Raw genomic sequence first — 16,778 nt, forward strand, 5'->3', positions numbered from 1 at the left:
CTATCTTAACCAAATTTCATTACCTAAAATTATTGGTAAAACTACACCAATAATGAATGCCGACATCACTAAAGTCCAATCTCTTTTAGAAAATCTAAAAACAGTCTGTACAATATAAGCTAAAATTAAAACAACTAAGATAACCACTAATTGAGCCACCTCAATTCCTAATGATGTTTCCAATATTGCTGAAAATTTAGATATCGATGCCTCTTTATGAATATTCCTAAAATGATTTGTAAATCCTAAACCATGAATTATTCCAAAAAACAGTGTTACTATGAAAACCAAATTCACACTTTCCTTTTTCCCAGATTTGCCTGCAGTAAACAGATGAAACAAGGCAACAATCAAAATAGTAATAGGAATTAACAATTCAATAACAGCAACTTTCACTGTAATAATTCCATACAAAGTTAATAACAAAGCCACCGTATGTCCTACTGTAAACGAAGTAACTAATGCTAATATTCTTTTCCAATCTTTAAAAGCAAGCGGAATGGACAAGGCTATCAAAAACAAAATATGGTCGTAGGAATAGATATTTAAAATATGTTTTAATCCTAACTGAAAGTAGATTAAAAATTGGGACATCATAGGTATTATTAATTGATAAGGGATGTAAACTTACGATTAATTTTGAAACTCCTCAATTCAATCTAACAATTCCTTGTGAATAATTATATTCCAAATATAATTTCTCTTCAAATAATATTCAAAAGGAAATTAATAATTTAAAAATTGAATTATATTTGTCTAAAAAAACAAGTATTATGTCATTTTCAGATTTATTTGATAGCGAATTTAAAGAAAGAAATAGAGGTCATTTCTCTGCTATTGTTCGTGTTGCTTTAGCAGATGGAATTGTTTCAACAGAAGAAAAAAACTTCTTAAACAAATTAGCAACGAAACTTGAAATTTCTGATTCAGAGTATGAAGAAATTTTAGAGAATCCAACAATACACCCGATTAACCCGCCTTATTTATACTCTCAAAGACTTGAGCGTTTATACGACCTAGCAAGAATGGTTCATGTAGACCACCAGTTGGGAGATAAACAAGAAACAATCTTAAAGAAAATTGCCATTGGTTTAGGTTTTACACCAAGCAATTCTGGATATATTGTGGGTAAAGCATTATCATTAGTAGACAAAAAAGTAGATTTTGACACTTTTGCTTACGAAATGCAAAACATGCACAAATAATATTTTACGTTAACCATACAAAAAAAGCTCTTGAGTAAATCATTCAAGAGCTTTTTGATTTCTACAAATGCTGATTTAACTATTTCTTACTGGCATTAAGCATAAATTCTTCTGCTTTAGTTACCATATTATAACTTCCACAGAAAAATGGTACGCGTTCGTGTAATTCAGTTGGTTTAATTTCCATGATTCTTCTAAATCCATCCGATGCTTTTCCGCCGGCTTGCTCAGCTATAAAAGCCATTGGATTACATTCATAAAGCAATCTTAATTTTCCTTTTGGCGCTTTAGAACTTGTAGGATAAATATAAATTCCACCTTTAATCATGTTCCTATGAATATCCGAAACTAAACTTCCAATATATCTTGAAGTATAAGGACGATCTCCTTCTTCTGATTGACAATATTTAATATAATCTTTTACTCCTTGCGGAAACTGGATATAATTCCCTTCGTTAATCGAATAAATATGTCCGTCTTTAGAGAATTGCATATTGGGATGTGACAAATAGAAAGTACCAATTGCAGGGTTTAATGTAAACCCATTTACCCCATGACCAGTCGTATAGACTAACATTGTTGATGTACCATAAATTACATATCCAGCTGCCACTTGCATAGTACCCGGTTGTAAAAAGTCTTCAAGAGTAACCGGTGTCCCAATAGGAGTAATTCTTCTGTATACCGAAAAAACAGTACCCACTGAAACATTTACATCAATATTAGAAGATCCATCCAAAGGATCCATCAAAACCACATATTTATTTTTATGATTTTTATCTTGTCCTTCGACGGTTATAAAATCATCATTTTCTTCCGAAGCGATACCACAAACTATCTCTCGATTTTTTAATGTTTGAATAAAAATCTCATTAGCATACACATCTAGTTTTTGCTGATCTTCACCTTGAATATTCCTTTCGCCAGCAGCACCAGTTATATCCACCAGACCTGCTTTATTCACCTTGTAACTAACTACTTTTGCGGCTAATCGTATTGAATTGATTATTCTTGATAACTCACCAGATGAGTATTGAAATGCATTTTGATTTTCAATGATAAATTCCCCTAGAGTTTTAGTACTTTGTTCCATTCCGAAATCGATATAGTTATATTTGCGATAACAAATATCGTTTTTTTTGTGATAATGATTCAATAAAACCTACTTAGTTTTTCAGTATTGTATATTTGCTAAGAATTTAAAGTTGCATACAAATAAAAAAAGCCATATTATTATTTTTCAAACCTTAATAATACGAATTTATGAATATCAGAACTGGTAAAAAAGAAGACATGGCTGCTGTTCTTAAACTCATTCAAGAATTAGCTATTTTTGAAAAAGAACCTGAGGCCGTTATGGTTACGGAAGAGGACTTAATTAGAGATGGTTTTGGTGAACATCCTTTATTTCATGTCTTTGTTGCCGAAATAGATTCTGATTCAAATGAAAAAGAAATCGTAGGCATAGCATTTTATTATTACCGTTATTCGACTTGGAAAGGTAAAATCATCCATCTTGAAGATTTAGTTGTAAAAAATAATATGCGTGGTAAAGGAATTGGATATGCGCTTTATTCAGAAATTATCAAGCAGGCCCAAAAAGATCAAGTACGAAGAATCGATTGGAATGTACTAGACTGGAACACACCAGCGATTGATTTTTATGAAAAATCAGGCGCCAAAGTATTAAAAGAATGGCATGTTGTTCAGATGGATGAAGAGAGAATTGCTAATTTTATGAAAAATAAAATAAAACAAAATTAGAAAAAACAAAATATGAAAGTATTTAAATTTGGTGGAGCATCTGTAAAAGATGCCGCTGGAATAAGAAACGTTTACGACGTTTTACTAAAAGCAGGGTATCAAGATGTATTGTTAGTTGTTTCTGCCATGGGCAAAACTACTAATGCATTAGAAGTTGTAATTAAAAATTACTTCGACAAATCAGCTGAGCTTAACGCTTCGGTACAAGAAATAAAAAAATACCACAATCAAATTCTTTTGGATTTATTTGAAGATGAAAACCATGAAGTTTTTGCTGCCGTACAAAATCACTTTACCGATTTAGAATATTTCTTAGCGCACAATAAATCGCCTAACTACAACTTTGTTTACGATCAAATTGTAAGTATGGGAGAAATTATTTCGACTACCATTTTAAGTTATTTCATGAACTTCATGGGAATTGAAACGCAATGGATCGATGTACGCAACTACATCAAAACCAACAACAACTACCGCGATGCTGAAGTGGATTGGGAATTAACACAAAAAAATATTGCTAACAATATCAAAACTAAAAGCTTAAACATTACGCAAGGTTTCTTAGGTTCTGACGAAAATAACTTTACCACTACTTTGGGTCGTGAAGGTTCTGATTATACTGCTGCTATTTTTGCGTATTGCTTAAATGCCGAAAGTGTTACCATCTGGAAAGACGTTCCTGGAGTTATGAATGCTGACCCTAGATATTTTGAAAACGCAAGTTTGCTTAACCAAATCTCCTACAGAGAAGCAATTGAATTAGCGTTCTACGGAGCAACAGTAATCCACCCAAAAACACTACAACCTTTACAAAAAAAGGAAATTCCTTTACACGTAAAATCTTTTATTAATCCATTACTAAAAGGAACTGTAGTAAGCAAAGGAGCTACTCTTGAACCATTTATGCCATGCTTCATTGTTAAGAGAGAGCAATTATTGATTTCTCTTTCATCAATTGATTTCTCTTTCATTATGGAAGAAAATATTAGTGAAATATTTGGTTTATTCCACGAATTCAAAATCAAAGTAAACCTAATTCAAAACTCGGCTATTAGTTTCTCAGTATGTGTTGAGGATAAGTTTGGCAACTTCAAAGACTTATTGGCAATTTTGTCTAAAAAGTTCAAAGTAGGTTACAACGAAGATGTTACACTTTACACTATCAGACATTTTAATGATGCAGCCGCACAAACAGTTATGGAGGGCAAAACAGTACTGTTAAAACAACTAGGTACTGAAACAATGCAAATTGTGACTAAAGAAAGCTAAGCCTTTTTTATATAACGCTATCAAAGACACTGTTGTTAAACTATTAACTTCAGTGTCTTTTTTTATTCAAATAGCGAATTAAATTATTACATTAGGAAATAATAACTTAATAGTTTGATAATTCATAGGAAAAAATCTAAAAACTTTGTTTGACTATTTTTATCAAAATGTTTAAAACTATGAATTTAAGTACACCAAGTAAAACCATACTAGTAGCGCCTTTAAACTGGGGACTAGGCCATGCCACTCGTTGTATCCCTATCATTAAAGCTTTATTAGACAATAATCACATTCCAATTATTGCTTCGGATGGTGTTGCTTTGGACTTACTAAAAAAAGAATTTCCTTATCTAAAATTTCTCGAATTACCTTCCTATGAAATTGAATACGCTAAAAATAGGAAATATTTCAAATGGAAACTTCTTAAAAATTGTCCAAAAATGATAGAAGCTATCCTTGAAGAAAAAAGATTAGTTAAAAAATGGATAAAGAAACACGAAATTGAAGGCATTATTTCAGACAATAGATTAGGTGTATTTAATAAAAAAATACCCTCTGTTTTTATTACGCATCAGTTAAATGTTTTAACAGGCAACACGACTTGGCTCACCAGTCTTTTACATCAAAATATTATAAAAAAATTCACAGAATGTTGGGTACCAGATTCAAATGGTGCCACTAATTTAGCGGGTGAATTAAGTCATTTAAAAAACCCTGATTTCAACATTAAATACATTGGTCCAATAAGTAGAATGCACTGTAAAAAAGTAGCTAAAAAATATGATTTAATGATCATTCTTTCAGGACCGGAACCACAAAGAGGAATGCTTGAGGAAAAATTAAAAGCAGAAATAGTTAATTATAATGGCACTATTCTTTTTGTAAAAGGAATTATTGAAAAAGAACAAGTCAAAGAACAAATAGACAATGTTACTTATTATAATTTCATGCACAGTCGCCAGCTGGAACAAGCGCTGAATGAAAGCGAACTAATACTTTGTCGTTCAGGATACACTTCCATAATGGATTTATCAAAACTCAATAAAAAAGCATTTTTCATTCCTACACCTGGGCAATATGAACAGGAATATTTGGCTAGAAAATTAAAAAAAGAAGGTCTTGTCCCTTTTGTAGATCAAGAACATTTTACGATAAAGGATTTAGAAGAAATAAATAATTTTAAGGGACTATCCGAAATAAAAACCGATTTAAATTGGGGAGAAATTTTTACCGTTTTTCAATAATAAACAGTGAAATTTCAATAAAAAAGCTAGATAATCAAATAGACAATCTAGCTTTTTTATTGAAATTACATACGTTATTACATTTCGTCAAATTTTTCATGCTTAATAATTTTAGCATGAACCATAAAATAAACGGATTCTGCAATGTTACTGCAATGCTCAGAAATACGTTCCAAATGTTTCAAAACTAAAACAAGATTAGTTCCCGAAACAACTACTTTAGAATTAGCTTTCATTTCTGCAATAATACCATTAATAAGTTCGTCAACATTAGCTTTTATCGAATTATTTAACGGAAAAATTGAAGCAATAATATCAGAATCTCTAGTTAAAAAACACTCATTCGTTTTTACCATTATCACTTCTACTTCTCTCGCAACATCAGCAATATTAAACTTCCCGATTAAATCGTGCTTTTCTTTGATATTTTTCGTTTTCTTGATAATACTAATAGCCAGATCCCCAATTCGTTCAATCTCATTACTAATTTGCAATGAAGCCATGATAAATCTTAAATCAGATGCTACAGGTTGTTGTAGCGCAAAAATTCGTTGACAAATTTCGTCAATCTTAATATCTAATTTATCAATTTTATTCTCAACTTTCTTTATTTCTTTTCCTTCAACTACAGCTTCAGCAAGTACCGCTTTAACTGCTTCACTCACTTGATTTTCTGCTAAAACCCCAATTTTCTGAATTACATTTTTTAATTTATCTAATTCTATTTCAAAGTGTGTCATCCTATTATTTTGTTTTAAAACTGTGTAGATTAAAAATACCTCTTACTTAAGTAATATGCTATTTTATCCAAATCTACCCGTGATATAATCCTCAGTTTGTTTTTTCTCAGGTTTGGTAAAAATTGCATTTGTTTTACCCATTTCAATCAATTCACCCATATAAAAGAATGCAGTATGATCACTGGTTCTTGCTGCTTGTTGCATATTATGAGTTACAATAATAATGGTATATTGCTCTTTCAATTCGTGAACCAATTCTTCAATTTTAGAGGTAGAAATTGGATCCAGAGCACTCGCTGGTTCATCCATCAAAATAATATCTGGGCTAACCGCCAACGTTCTGGCAATACACAAACGTTGTTGTTGCCCTCCAGAAAGTCCTAAAGCCGAATCACCCAAACGATCTTTTAATTCATCCCAAATTGCTGCCTGGCGTAATGAAGTTTCAACAATTTCGTCTAATTGTTTTTTATCATTAATCCCATTAATTCTGGAACCATAAACCACATTTTCATAAATGGATTTTGGGAATGGATTTGATTTTTGAAACACCATCCCGATTTTTTTTCGGATGTTTACAACATCTACATTCTTATCGTAAATATCAACTCCTTCCACAAGCATTTGACCTGTAATTGAAACACTAGGAATCAAGTCATTCATTCGGTTAATACATCTTAAAAATGTCGATTTTCCACAACCAGAAGGACCAATTAACGCAGTCACTTTATTAGCTGGAATTTCCATTGTAATCTCCTTTAGCGCCTTCTTTTCACCATAATACAATGACAAATCATTTACTTGTATTTTTATGTCTTTCATTTTTATTTTATTATAATCTAAAAGTAAATTTTATTAGTTAATGAGCAAAATTATTTTGCTTTTCTTCTGATTCTAGAGCGAATAACTACCGCCACTAAATTTAATGACAAAGTCAAAATCAATAATACTAAAGTCGTTGCAAATTGAATAGGCATTGTCTTTTCAACATCAGAAGATTGAGTAGCCATTATATAAATATGATAACCTAAATTCATAAACTGATCACTCAAAGAACCTGGCAAAGAAGCCAAATAATAAGCTGCTCCAGTAAATAAAATAGGAGCTACCTCACCCGCACCTCTACTTACTGCAAGAATTGTACCTGTCATAATCCCAGAAATTGAACCTGGAAGTACTACATTTTTAATCGTTTGCCATTTAGTTGCTCCCAAAGCTAAACTTGCCTCACGTAATTCACGTGGTATGGTTTTTAAAGCCTCTTCTACCGAAACTATAATTACTGGCAATGTTAATAATGACATAGTTAAACTTGCCCAAAGAATATTAGGCTGTCCCCAACGTAATTGTCCTCCATTGAAAGCGGTATCAAACCCTGCTCCAATAAATTGAATGAAAAATCCAAGTCCGAAAAGACCAAAAATAATAGAAGGAACTACGGCTAAAGTTCGAACTGAAAAACGAACAGCTGCCGCAAACTTAGAAGTTTCACTCGCATACTCCGTCAAATAAATTGCTGTAATTGTACCAAAAGGAACTGCTGCAATAGACATTACAATTACCATGATAAAGGTTCCAATCAAAGCCGGAAAAATACCTCCTTCGGTCATTCCATTAGTTGGAAAAGAACTGATGAATTCCCATGAAAATTTTTCACGCCCTTCATAAATAATAATTCCTAAGATAACAAAAAGAATAGCAATAATAGTGTAAACTGCTAATTGAGTTAGTCCTACAATAACTTTACCTTTTATATCAGTACTTTTGTTTTGAGTTGAAAGCAAGGAACTGTTGATTTCTTTAGTTGCTGTACTCATGATTTATTTTCCTTGAAATTTCTTAATTAATCTACCTTTTACATAAAATTCAGCCAATGCATTTAATCCAAAAGAAAAAATGAATAACAATGAACCAATAAAAAACAACACACTATAATGTGTTTCTCCAAAAACAGTTTCTGCCATTTCAGCTCCAATTGTAGCTGCAAAAGTTCTTACACTTTCAAAAGGATTTGCCGACATCAAAGCCGCATTACCCGTGGCCATCAAAGCAATCATGGTTTCTCCAAAAACCCTACCTACTCCTAATAACAAAGCTGCAAAAATACCCGGAGTAGCTGCTGGTAATACCACATGAAAAGCGGTTTGCCATTTATTAGCACCCAAAGCCAAACTCGCTTCAATGTAGGTTTTAGGAATAGACGAAAGCGCATCTTCAGAAATAGTATAAATAATTGGAATAGAAGCTAAAGCCATTGCAACACCACCCACAAATGCATTTAAACGGGAATCATATCCAAAAATATCCTGGAAAAAAGTTGCCATCACCATCAAAGCAAAGAAACCAATTACTACCGATGGGAAAGCAGCAAGCATTTCTATAATCGGTTTAATAATTTCTTTGGTTCTTTTTGATGCGAAACATGCCGTATAAAGTGCCGCTAAAATAGCAATTGGCCCAGCAATAAGCATCGAAATTATAGTCACTTTTAAAGTTCCAATCAATAAACTTAACAATCCGAATCTTGGATTCTCAGAAACAGGAACCCAATCAGAAGTTAATAAGCTATCCCAAATGGAATCTGATTTCTCTTCAATTACTTCTGTTTTTTCTGCGGATTCGTCTCCTGCGACCAATTCTTCTTTTTCTATTCCGCCATACGATTCCGGCTGTAAGTCTTCCTTTTCAACCCCACCGTAGGATTCTGGTTGTAAATCTTCCTTTTCAACTCCACCATAGGATTCTGGTTGCAATTCTTCTTTTTCAACACCACCGTAGGATTCTGGTTGTAAATCATCTGTTTCAACTCCACCATAGGATTCTGGCGCATTGTTAGTATTCGATGATTGTTGTATTTCAGTTTGAGTTGATTCTTTAGCTGAACTAAAAATTGGCAAAGACTCTTTAAAAACAAAAATAAAGATCAGAAAAATAATTGCAATAGAGAGAAAAGCAACAGATGAAATTATTTTTTCAGCAAGAAACTCCGAAAGTCTGAACTGTTTCTTCAAACTTTCTTTGGTGAAATTTTTTTTGATCGGAATTTGAGAATTCATTTTGAATAATTAAAAATTCATTAAATTATAAATACAACATATCCTTTATCGGGTGTTATAGCCGATAAAGGATAGTATTATTTATCATTCTATTATTTTACTGGAAAATAACCAGTTTCAACAACTAATTTTTGTCCCTCTGGGCTTAAAATCCAATCAATAAATGCTTTTGTTTCACCAGTTGGTTTCGATTTCAAATACATAAATAAGTATCTTGAAATTGGATAGGTTTTATTTTTGATAGTAGCAGCAGTTGGTAATACACCTTTGCTTTTAGCATCTTTTTTCACTTTACAGTCTTTAACACCTTCTGCATAAGCAGCACCACCGTAACCAATACTATATTTATCTTTAGCAACAGCATTTACAATTGCTGCAGTACCAGGCAATGTTTGTACATTAGCAGCAAAATCACCATTTACAACATGCTCTCTAAAGAACTCAAAAGTTCCTGAACTACTTTCTCTTCCATACAAACGAATCTTAGCATCATCTCCACCTACTTCTTTCCAGTTTGTAATTTTACCGGAAAAAATAGCTCCTAATTGCTGAATAGATAATTCAGAAACTTTATTTCCTTTATTTAAAAACACAGATAAACCATCTTTTGCACATGGAATTTCAATACCTGCTGTTTTAAATTTCTCTTTCAATTTTTGAACCTCAGCCGGTTTTATTGGACGACTTGCATTAGCAATTTCTGTAGATCCATTTAACAAAGCAGCTAAACCTACTCCAGAACCTCCACCTGTAACCTGAATTACGGTACCAGGATGCTTAGCCATGTATACTTCAGCCCATTTTTGAGACAAAATTACCATAGTATCTGATCCTTTTACAGTGATTTTTTTCAAAGCTGTAAAAGATAAACCAACAGTCATTATTACTGCTAAAAGAGCGTATAATTTTAAATTAGATTTTTTCATTTTAATTGTTTTATTTTGGGACAAAAGTATTTTAAAGCCCCATCGTTAATGTTAAATTAATATTATATTTACTTTATTAAACCGTTCCGTTAAACAACTATATATTAGAAATTAAATTGAGCTTGTAATCGTAACAAATTCCCTTTTTGTCTGTTATTTTTTAATCCACTATCTTCAAAAGTACGATCGGCAATAACCCATTCCGCTACTAACTCAAATGCCTTAAATGGCTGCCACTCTAAACCTAATTCGTAATCTCTCACTACATAGCTTCTGGCATCTTTTTCAAATTTCTTACCTCCGTTATAATATTGGAATTTAGCAAAAGGGTACAATAAGTGGTGCTTAGGCAAATCCCATTTGTAGTTCAAAGTCACATAACCTCCTTCTAGATGTGAAACATCAACAGAATTTGTTACTTTATTATAGCGAGGCCCTTTACCAATATTATACTCTGCTTGTACTCCAAATGGTTTTGGATACAAAATAAAAGAAGCAGCAGCTCTTTGATCTAATGTATTTAGTTTGTTAGCTGTAGTCACACCTGTAGAAAGTTCGCTACCAAAAGCCCATTTTCCTGTGTAAGCCTGAATTCCTGGCTCAATAATTTGATCACCAATAACAAAAGGATAACTCAATCTTGTAACTACGTGTAAATTTCTATTTCCTTCAGACTTATTAGCTGTTTGACCATTATATGCACCCAATGCAAATACTCCATAATCACCAGATCCTTTATAACCATCTTTAACTAACATTGCAAAACGCTCTCTAACTTCGCTTGGCGCCCAATAGAAAAAAGCCCCTAAATCACGCTCATTTGCAACAGCACTATTTAACGCATCGTTACGATCCAAAGTCAATCTGTTTTGACTTGATTGCATGTTTTCAAAACCATAAGGCACTTTACTTTGCCCTAAACGAACTCTAAATTCTCTTTTTTTATCGAATGACAAATCAAAATAAGCATCTCTAATCTGCATAAAATGATTCACTCCTGATGCAGGCGAACTAGCTAAATCTGGCTGAATATAAATGTATACATTAGGATGAATTTGACCCGAAAATACTAAACGTGCTCGTCTAATAAAAAACCCATTATTTGATTTTGCATCTGGAGCTATTGAAGTTGTCCCCCATGATTTATCACATTGCTCACATGACACTTTATCGTTAGTAGACAACAAACCATTGTAACGTACTTGTACATAACCTCTTAAACCGATGTTATCATACCAGTGTTCTTTTTTAGGCTTTGCATTTTCTTGAGCAACCTTAACTTTATTTATCGAATCCAGTACACGAACTACTTCTTTCGCCACTGCCACCTTATCAACTTCTTGTCCATTCATTAAAAACGAAACCAATAGCAAACCTGTAAATAAATATTTTTTCATTTTAACTTTAAATCAATATTATATTATTTTTATGCAAACCTAATATTAAACTTTATCTCAAATATTAAGTATGAGTTATCATAAAGGGAACTTAACGTAAACATTTGTTCACATTAGCTTCTTTATAATGTGAGAATTTATTTTACCAATATGAGAAAGCCCAACAAATTCAAGCCTTGAAGAGGTTATTTTTAGTTAACATTAAATTAACATTGGGCAAAAGCCGAAAAAAACATGATTCTGAAAAACGATAAATCGGCTTGGATTTTGAATAAAAGCAACAAAAAAAGGCGTAGTTACAAACTACGCCTTTTGGTATTAAAAAAGGAAATAAAGACTACTCTTCGTCTTCGTCTTCGTCCTCGATAATAATTTCTTCTTGTTTTTGCTGTTCTTTTTTAACTGCTTTTTCAATTGTAAAAGAAAACTCAGAACCAACTCCAAACTCACTTTCCACATATATCTTCTCTTTATGGGCTTCGATGATGTGTTTTACAATAGCCAATCCTAAACCAGAACCTCCTTCGGCTCTAGATCCACTCTTGTTTACGCGATAAAAACGCTCAAATAGCCTTGGGATATTTTGTTTTTCAATTCCTTCACCATCGTCGGTAATTCGAACTAACACTTTTTCTTTAGTCAAATTGACCACTGCCACTTCTGTTGTCCCGTCTTTTTTACCATACTTAATAGAATTTACAATCAAGTTTTCAATCACTTGCTGAATTCTATCTTTATCTGCTTTAACAAAATTAGGACGGATGTACTCGTTTTCGAAACAAAGGGTAATTTTTTTCTTGTCGGCTTTCATTTCTAACAAGTCAAAAACATTTCGAATTAATTCAACAATATCAAATTCAGTAATATCCAAATTCAAATCTCCCGACTCTAATTTGGTAATCATATCCAAATCTTCTACTATATATATAAGACGTTCTACACCTTTGTCGGCACGTTTTAAATATTTTTTACGAATTGTTTTATCTTCCATTGCTCCATCAAGCAGCGTAGAAATATATCCTTGAACGGTAAAAAGAGGTGTTTTTAATTCATGAGAAATATTTCCTAAGAACTCTCTTCGGTATTCCTCACGAACTTGTAGCATTTCGATTTCTAGTTTCTTATCCGTGGCAAACTTCTTCACTTCACGTGTTAAAGTTTCCATATCCGTTGTGATAGGCTGATTAATAAGTGTACTGGATTCTAAGAGTGAAACATCGTCATAAATTTTCTTCACTCTTCTGTAAATAAATTTCTCTACACGATACTGTAACACCAAAAAGGAAAAGAGATAAATTACAAATACAAATACTATCCCAAAAGTCCATAAGCTTTTAGGACTAGTATTAAAAATAAGCATTGCTAAAAAAAGAACAAAGGCAGTTGAAAAAACACTAATATAAAATGCCGACTTAATGGCGAACTTATATGTTTTTTTAAAGCTAATTTTCATTTAATAAATTGTTCTTGATTATACTGAAGTAAATATACATATATATGTTATACTTCAAACTTATAACCTACTCCTTTTATAGTTTTAAAAAGGTCATCGCCTATTTTCTCGCGAAGTTTTCTAATATGAACATCAATTGTTCTTCCTCCTACTACAACCTCGTTGCCCCAAACTTTATCTAAAATCTCATCTCTTTTAAATACTTTTCCAGGTTTTGAAGCTAATAAATAGAACAATTCAAATTCCTTTCTAGGTAACGCAATCTCAACATCGTCTTTAATAATTTTATATTCCTCACGATTAATTTCGATTCCGCCTACATTCAAAGTTTCACTGTCTTGTTCACCTGATTCTTTAAGTCTTCGCAATAAAGCTTTTACCTTACTTACTAATAATTTTGGTTTAATAGGTTTAGTAATGTAATCGTCGGCTCCAGCATCAAAACCAGCTACTTGTGAATAATCTTCACTACGAGCAGTCAAGAAAGTTATAATAACTTCTCTCAATTCAGGAATGTTTCTGATGTTTTCACAAGCTTCCATGCCATCCATTTCAGGCATCATTACATCCATGATAATTAAATCTGGTAATTCTTTTTTAGCCTTAGCTATCGCTTCTTTACCATTAGAAGCAGTAACAATTTGGTAGCCCTCTTGAGTAAGGTTATAACCAACAATTTCTAAAATATCTGGTTCGTCATCAACCAATAAAATCTTCGTGTTTTTCTTTTTCATAATCTAGCAAATTTTCTTTTGCGATGTAAATGTAATAATAAAAAAACAGCCTAAAAGTCGTGTTAACCGTAATTTAAAGAGATAACAATTTAGTAATACTGAAGCAACATAATCGTAACAAGTGATTAACACGAACTTTACAAAGCTACCATTTCTTTGCAAAAAATTTAACAAAACATGAAAATTAGATTAATCATTTTAACATTTTTTATTACTGCATTGAGCTTTGCGCAAGGTAAAGGTACGATTTCAGGAGTAATAACAGACAAAGATTCTAATAATGAGACATTACCATTTGCCAATGTTTTTATAAAAGGAACTCAAATTAGTGCTACTACAGATATAGAAGGAAAATACACTATTAGTATTGCTCCTGGAAGTTATGTAGTACAGTTTACATTTGTAGGCTACGAACCTAAAGAAGTAGCTATAAAGATAGCTGCGGGTGAAAAATTAGTATTAGATCAGGCTTTATCTTCAGGGGCTTATGCACTTAAAGATGTTGTCATCACCTCAACAGTAAACCGTCAAAAAGAAACTGCTTTATTGTTAGAACAAAAAAATGCTGTAGAAATAAAACAGGCTATTGGAGCTCAAGAACTATCAAGAAAAGGAGTTAGTGATGTAGCCTCAGCTGTAACTAAAGTAAGTGGTATCACAAAGCAAGAAGGCTCAGGAAGTGTATTCGTAAGAGGTTTAGGTGATCGTTACAATGTAACTACTTTAAACGGATTACCATTACCATCAAACAATCCATCAAATAAAAACATCCTTTTAGATATTTTTACAACAGACATCGTAGAATCAATTGGTATCAGTAAAACTTTTGAATCTCAAAATTATGCTGATTTTGCTGGAGCTAATGTTGATATAGTTTCTAAAAAAATGAGTGGTAATCCATTTGTAGAATTAGGTCTTGGATTAGGTGGAAATAGTAATGTAGTGAAATTAGATAATTTTTACTTACAAGATGGCCCATCATATTTAGGCTTTAAAAAAGTTACTGCACCAAACAATCCACTATTACCATACAATTTCACAACAAGTTGGGACAGACAGGAAAGAAAATACACTCTTAACAACAGCTTTTCATTATCAGGAGGAAAGAAATTCAACGTGGGACAGAATGGAAGCATTGGAACATTTATTACAGCTTCATTTGATAATGATAACAAATACAATGAAGGTGTTTACAAAACAAATATTACTGCTCAAGGTTTAGCAAATAGCGATTTCTTTAGAAAATCATACAAATACAACACTAACACTACCGTAATGGGAAGTGCTAATTACAAAATCGATACAAAGAACACATTATTGTTCACTACTCTATTCTTAAACTCATCTTCACAGGATTATAGTGAATACGACGGAAGAAACATTGAATTCCCAGGAAATGACCCTGTAGGATTCATCAAACGTGGAACATTTGACAAAACACAATTGATTTTAAATCAATTGTTAGGTAAACACGAACTAAACGAGAGATGGAGTACAAATTGGGCTATAGGATACAGCATGCTTGACAATACGATTCCAGATCGTATGCAAAACACATTTGTACCTGTAGAAGACGGCTCAACTGTTTACTCTTTTTTTAAAAACTCTAGTATCAACAACCATAGATACTATCAAAATTTAACTGAAAACGAATTATCTGCTAACCTTTCTGCAAGTTATAATTTTGGAAAAAAAGAAGACGAATTTAGAGGAAAAGCAACCTTAGGCTATTCTGGAAAAATAAAAAATGTAGATTTTAATTCGTTACAATATTCTTTTTTCCCAGAAACCAATAAAACTGTATTTCCTATCGAAGGTTTCAACAACACAGATCTATATTTAAGTAGTACTTACTTTGATTTATCTAATGGAGATAGTTCAAGTAAACTTTCTCAATATTATAATGGACATTTAAATATTCATTCTGTTTTTGGAAATGTAAAATATGATTTTACAGATAGATTATCTGTTATTTTAGGCGGTAGATTTGAACAAATTGAGCAATATGTATATTATGTAAGTTTAGATGCTCCAGATGGTACAGGTAGAACTTATGCTCCGGTTAAGTTTTTACCAAGTGTAATCGCCAAATATAAATTGAATGAAAAGCAAAACTTAAAATTTGCTGCGAGTAACACATACACATTACCTCAATTTAAAGAAAAAGTAAAAATTCTTTTTCAGGAAGTGGGACAAAGTTATGAAGGGAATGATAAATTGTATGCTTCCACAAACTATAATGCCGACTTAAGCTGGGAATTATTTCCAAAATCAGATGAACTAGTTTCTGTAACTGCTTTTGGAAAATTAATTCAAAATCCAATTAATGAAATGTTCACTAATTCATCATCTGGAAATATCACTTATGCTAACACAGGAGAAAAAGCTGTTGTAACTGGAGTTGAATTAGAATTCAGAAAAAACATTTTTGAAAAAACAGATGAAAACAATCTACAACAAAAACTTGCTTTTGGTTTTAACGGTTCTTACATGTATCAAGATCAAGATTTAAGCAATAATAAAGTTGTTATCGAAAATGGATTTGGTGCTAACTTCACCTTTAAAAACTCAAAACTTTCTGGCGCTTCTGATTTCTTAGCCAATGCAGATTTATCATTCACTAAAGAATTCAAAGAAGATAGAGACATTACCGCAACATTAACTTATGCTTACGTATCAGATAAATTGGCTGTAATTGGAACTCAAGAAAGAGGAAACCTTATTGATAAAGCAATAAACCGATTAGATTTTATTTTAAAATCGAATTTGACTAAAAATTTAAAACTTGGATTAGCTTATAAAAACATTTTAAATCCAGCTTACAGAAGAGTGGCAGAGCAAAGCAAAGCCCCAAATATCAAAGCAGAAGACATTCTTGCAAGTTCATACAAAATAGGTTCAAATTTTAGTTTATCCCTTAACTATAAATTTTAAAGAATAGTTATCCACAAAGCATTAAGAGACAGTTAATTTTATAGCTGTCTCTTTTT

The 16,778-nt window shown here is 32.1% G+C and carries 15 protein-coding genes; 5 read left to right on the top strand and 10 right to left on the bottom strand.

Going from position 1 to position 16,778, the window contains the following annotated elements; translation table 11 throughout:
* Positions 1–594, bottom strand: a complete 594-nt coding sequence (locus ACFPTQ_RS01355) for a HupE/UreJ family protein (RefSeq protein WP_379775529.1) — start codon at positions 592–594, stop codon at positions 1–3.
* A 158-nt stretch (positions 595–752) separates the two neighbouring features.
* On the opposite strand from ACFPTQ_RS01355, the gene ACFPTQ_RS01360 reads away from it, so the two are divergent.
* A complete protein-coding gene (locus ACFPTQ_RS01360) occupies positions 753–1,205 on the top strand; it encodes a TerB family tellurite resistance protein (RefSeq protein WP_278034702.1) in 453 nt (150 codons plus the stop codon).
* Positions 1,206–1,284: 79 nt separating this feature from the next.
* Here the strand turns inward: ACFPTQ_RS01360 and fbp are convergent, their stop codons facing one another.
* Positions 1,285–2,298, bottom strand: a complete 1,014-nt coding sequence (gene fbp / locus ACFPTQ_RS01365; RefSeq protein ID WP_379772907.1) for a class 1 fructose-bisphosphatase — start codon at positions 2,296–2,298, stop codon at positions 1,285–1,287.
* Positions 2,299–2,468: 170 nt separating this feature from the next.
* Here fbp and ACFPTQ_RS01370 point away from each other — a divergent pair, with 170 nt between their 5' ends.
* The 3 genes from ACFPTQ_RS01370 to ACFPTQ_RS01380 all read left to right on the top strand — a co-directional run bounded on the left by ACFPTQ_RS01370 (position 2,469) and on the right by ACFPTQ_RS01380 (position 5,482).
* Positions 2,469–2,969 carry a GNAT family N-acetyltransferase gene (locus ACFPTQ_RS01370; protein WP_379772910.1) on the top strand — a complete coding sequence of 167 codons (501 nt, stop codon included), beginning with the start codon at positions 2,469–2,471 and terminating at the stop codon, positions 2,967–2,969.
* A 12-nt stretch (positions 2,970–2,981) separates the two neighbouring features.
* Positions 2,982–4,238, top strand: a complete 1,257-nt coding sequence (locus ACFPTQ_RS01375) for an aspartate kinase (RefSeq protein WP_379772912.1) — start codon at positions 2,982–2,984, stop codon at positions 4,236–4,238.
* Positions 4,239–4,417: 179 nt separating this feature from the next.
* Positions 4,418–5,482: a glycosyltransferase gene (locus tag ACFPTQ_RS01380; RefSeq protein WP_379772915.1), complete on the top strand. Its 1,065-nt coding sequence runs from the start codon at positions 4,418–4,420 to the stop codon at positions 5,480–5,482.
* A gap of 77 nt (positions 5,483–5,559) precedes the next feature.
* On the opposite strand, the gene phoU is transcribed toward ACFPTQ_RS01380, so the two are convergent.
* The 8 genes from phoU to ACFPTQ_RS01420 all read right to left on the bottom strand — a co-directional run bounded on the left by phoU (position 5,560) and on the right by ACFPTQ_RS01420 (position 13,788).
* Positions 5,560–6,222, bottom strand: a complete 663-nt coding sequence (gene phoU / locus ACFPTQ_RS01385) for a phosphate signaling complex protein PhoU (protein ID WP_278034698.1) — start codon at positions 6,220–6,222, stop codon at positions 5,560–5,562.
* A gap of 63 nt (positions 6,223–6,285) precedes the next feature.
* Positions 6,286–7,044: a phosphate ABC transporter ATP-binding protein PstB gene (gene pstB / locus ACFPTQ_RS01390; RefSeq protein ID WP_379772918.1), complete on the bottom strand. Its 759-nt coding sequence runs from the start codon at positions 7,042–7,044 to the stop codon at positions 6,286–6,288.
* 50 nt (positions 7,045–7,094) lie between these two features.
* Positions 7,095–8,039 carry a phosphate ABC transporter permease PstA gene (pstA, locus tag ACFPTQ_RS01395; protein ID WP_379772921.1) on the bottom strand — a complete coding sequence of 315 codons (945 nt, stop codon included), beginning with the start codon at positions 8,037–8,039 and terminating at the stop codon, positions 7,095–7,097.
* A gap of 3 nt (positions 8,040–8,042) precedes the next feature.
* Entirely contained in the window at positions 8,043–9,278 is a 1,236-nt protein-coding gene (gene pstC / locus ACFPTQ_RS01400) for a phosphate ABC transporter permease subunit PstC (protein ID WP_379772924.1), read from the bottom strand.
* 92 nt (positions 9,279–9,370) lie between these two features.
* The gene (locus tag ACFPTQ_RS01405; protein WP_379772928.1) at positions 9,371–10,204 is read right to left on the bottom strand and encodes a phosphate ABC transporter substrate-binding protein; all 834 of its coding nucleotides are present in this window, start codon (positions 10,202–10,204) and stop codon (positions 9,371–9,373) included.
* A 104-nt stretch (positions 10,205–10,308) separates the two neighbouring features.
* Positions 10,309–11,601, bottom strand: coding sequence for a porin (locus ACFPTQ_RS01410; protein WP_379772931.1), 1,293 nt, complete (start codon positions 11,599–11,601; stop codon positions 10,309–10,311).
* Positions 11,602–11,938: 337 nt separating this feature from the next.
* Positions 11,939–13,054 (bottom strand): sensor histidine kinase, encoded by a 1,116-nt coding sequence (locus tag ACFPTQ_RS01415; RefSeq protein ID WP_379772934.1) that lies wholly within the window; start codon positions 13,052–13,054, stop codon positions 11,939–11,941.
* A 47-nt stretch (positions 13,055–13,101) separates the two neighbouring features.
* On the bottom strand, positions 13,102–13,788 hold the full coding sequence (locus tag ACFPTQ_RS01420) for a response regulator transcription factor (protein WP_278034692.1): 687 nt from the start codon (positions 13,786–13,788) through the stop codon (positions 13,102–13,104).
* A gap of 177 nt (positions 13,789–13,965) precedes the next feature.
* Between ACFPTQ_RS01420 and ACFPTQ_RS01425 the strand changes: the two genes are divergently transcribed.
* Positions 13,966–16,722 (top strand): TonB-dependent receptor, encoded by a 2,757-nt coding sequence (locus tag ACFPTQ_RS01425; protein WP_379772937.1) that lies wholly within the window; start codon positions 13,966–13,968, stop codon positions 16,720–16,722.
* The last annotated feature ends 56 nt before the right edge of the window (positions 16,723–16,778 follow it).

Origin of the sequence: Flavobacterium sp. GCM10022190, from assembly GCF_042656445.1 — a bacterium.
Lineage (GTDB): Bacteria > Bacteroidota > Bacteroidia > Flavobacteriales > Flavobacteriaceae > Flavobacterium > Flavobacterium nitratireducens.

Coding starts and splice junctions, on each gene's coding strand:
- ACFPTQ_RS01415 (WP_379772934.1), bottom strand. CDS start 13,054: ATGAAAATTAGCTTTAAAAAAACATATAAGTTCGCCATTAAGTCGGCA.
- ACFPTQ_RS01370 (WP_379772910.1), top strand. CDS start 2,469: ATGAATATCAGAACTGGTAAAAAAGAAGACATGGCTGCTGTTCTTAAA.
- fbp (WP_379772907.1), bottom strand. CDS start 2,298: ATGGAACAAAGTACTAAAACTCTAGGGGAATTTATCATTGAAAATCAA.
- ACFPTQ_RS01420 (WP_278034692.1), bottom strand. CDS start 13,788: ATGAAAAAGAAAAACACGAAGATTTTATTGGTTGATGACGAACCAGAT.
- ACFPTQ_RS01375 (WP_379772912.1), top strand. CDS start 2,982: ATGAAAGTATTTAAATTTGGTGGAGCATCTGTAAAAGATGCCGCTGGA.
- ACFPTQ_RS01380 (WP_379772915.1), top strand. CDS start 4,418: ATGAATTTAAGTACACCAAGTAAAACCATACTAGTAGCGCCTTTAAAC.
- pstB (WP_379772918.1), bottom strand. CDS start 7,044: ATGAAAGACATAAAAATACAAGTAAATGATTTGTCATTGTATTATGGT.
- ACFPTQ_RS01425 (WP_379772937.1), top strand. CDS start 13,966: ATGAAAATTAGATTAATCATTTTAACATTTTTTATTACTGCATTGAGC.
- ACFPTQ_RS01405 (WP_379772928.1), bottom strand. CDS start 10,204: ATGAAAAAATCTAATTTAAAATTATACGCTCTTTTAGCAGTAATAATG.
- pstC (WP_379772924.1), bottom strand. CDS start 9,278: ATGAATTCTCAAATTCCGATCAAAAAAAATTTCACCAAAGAAAGTTTG.
- phoU (WP_278034698.1), bottom strand. CDS start 6,222: ATGACACACTTTGAAATAGAATTAGATAAATTAAAAAATGTAATTCAG.
- pstA (WP_379772921.1), bottom strand. CDS start 8,039: ATGAGTACAGCAACTAAAGAAATCAACAGTTCCTTGCTTTCAACTCAA.
- ACFPTQ_RS01355 (WP_379775529.1), bottom strand. CDS start 594: ATGTCCCAATTTTTAATCTACTTTCAGTTAGGATTAAAACATATTTTA.
- ACFPTQ_RS01410 (WP_379772931.1), bottom strand. CDS start 11,601: ATGAAAAAATATTTATTTACAGGTTTGCTATTGGTTTCGTTTTTAATG.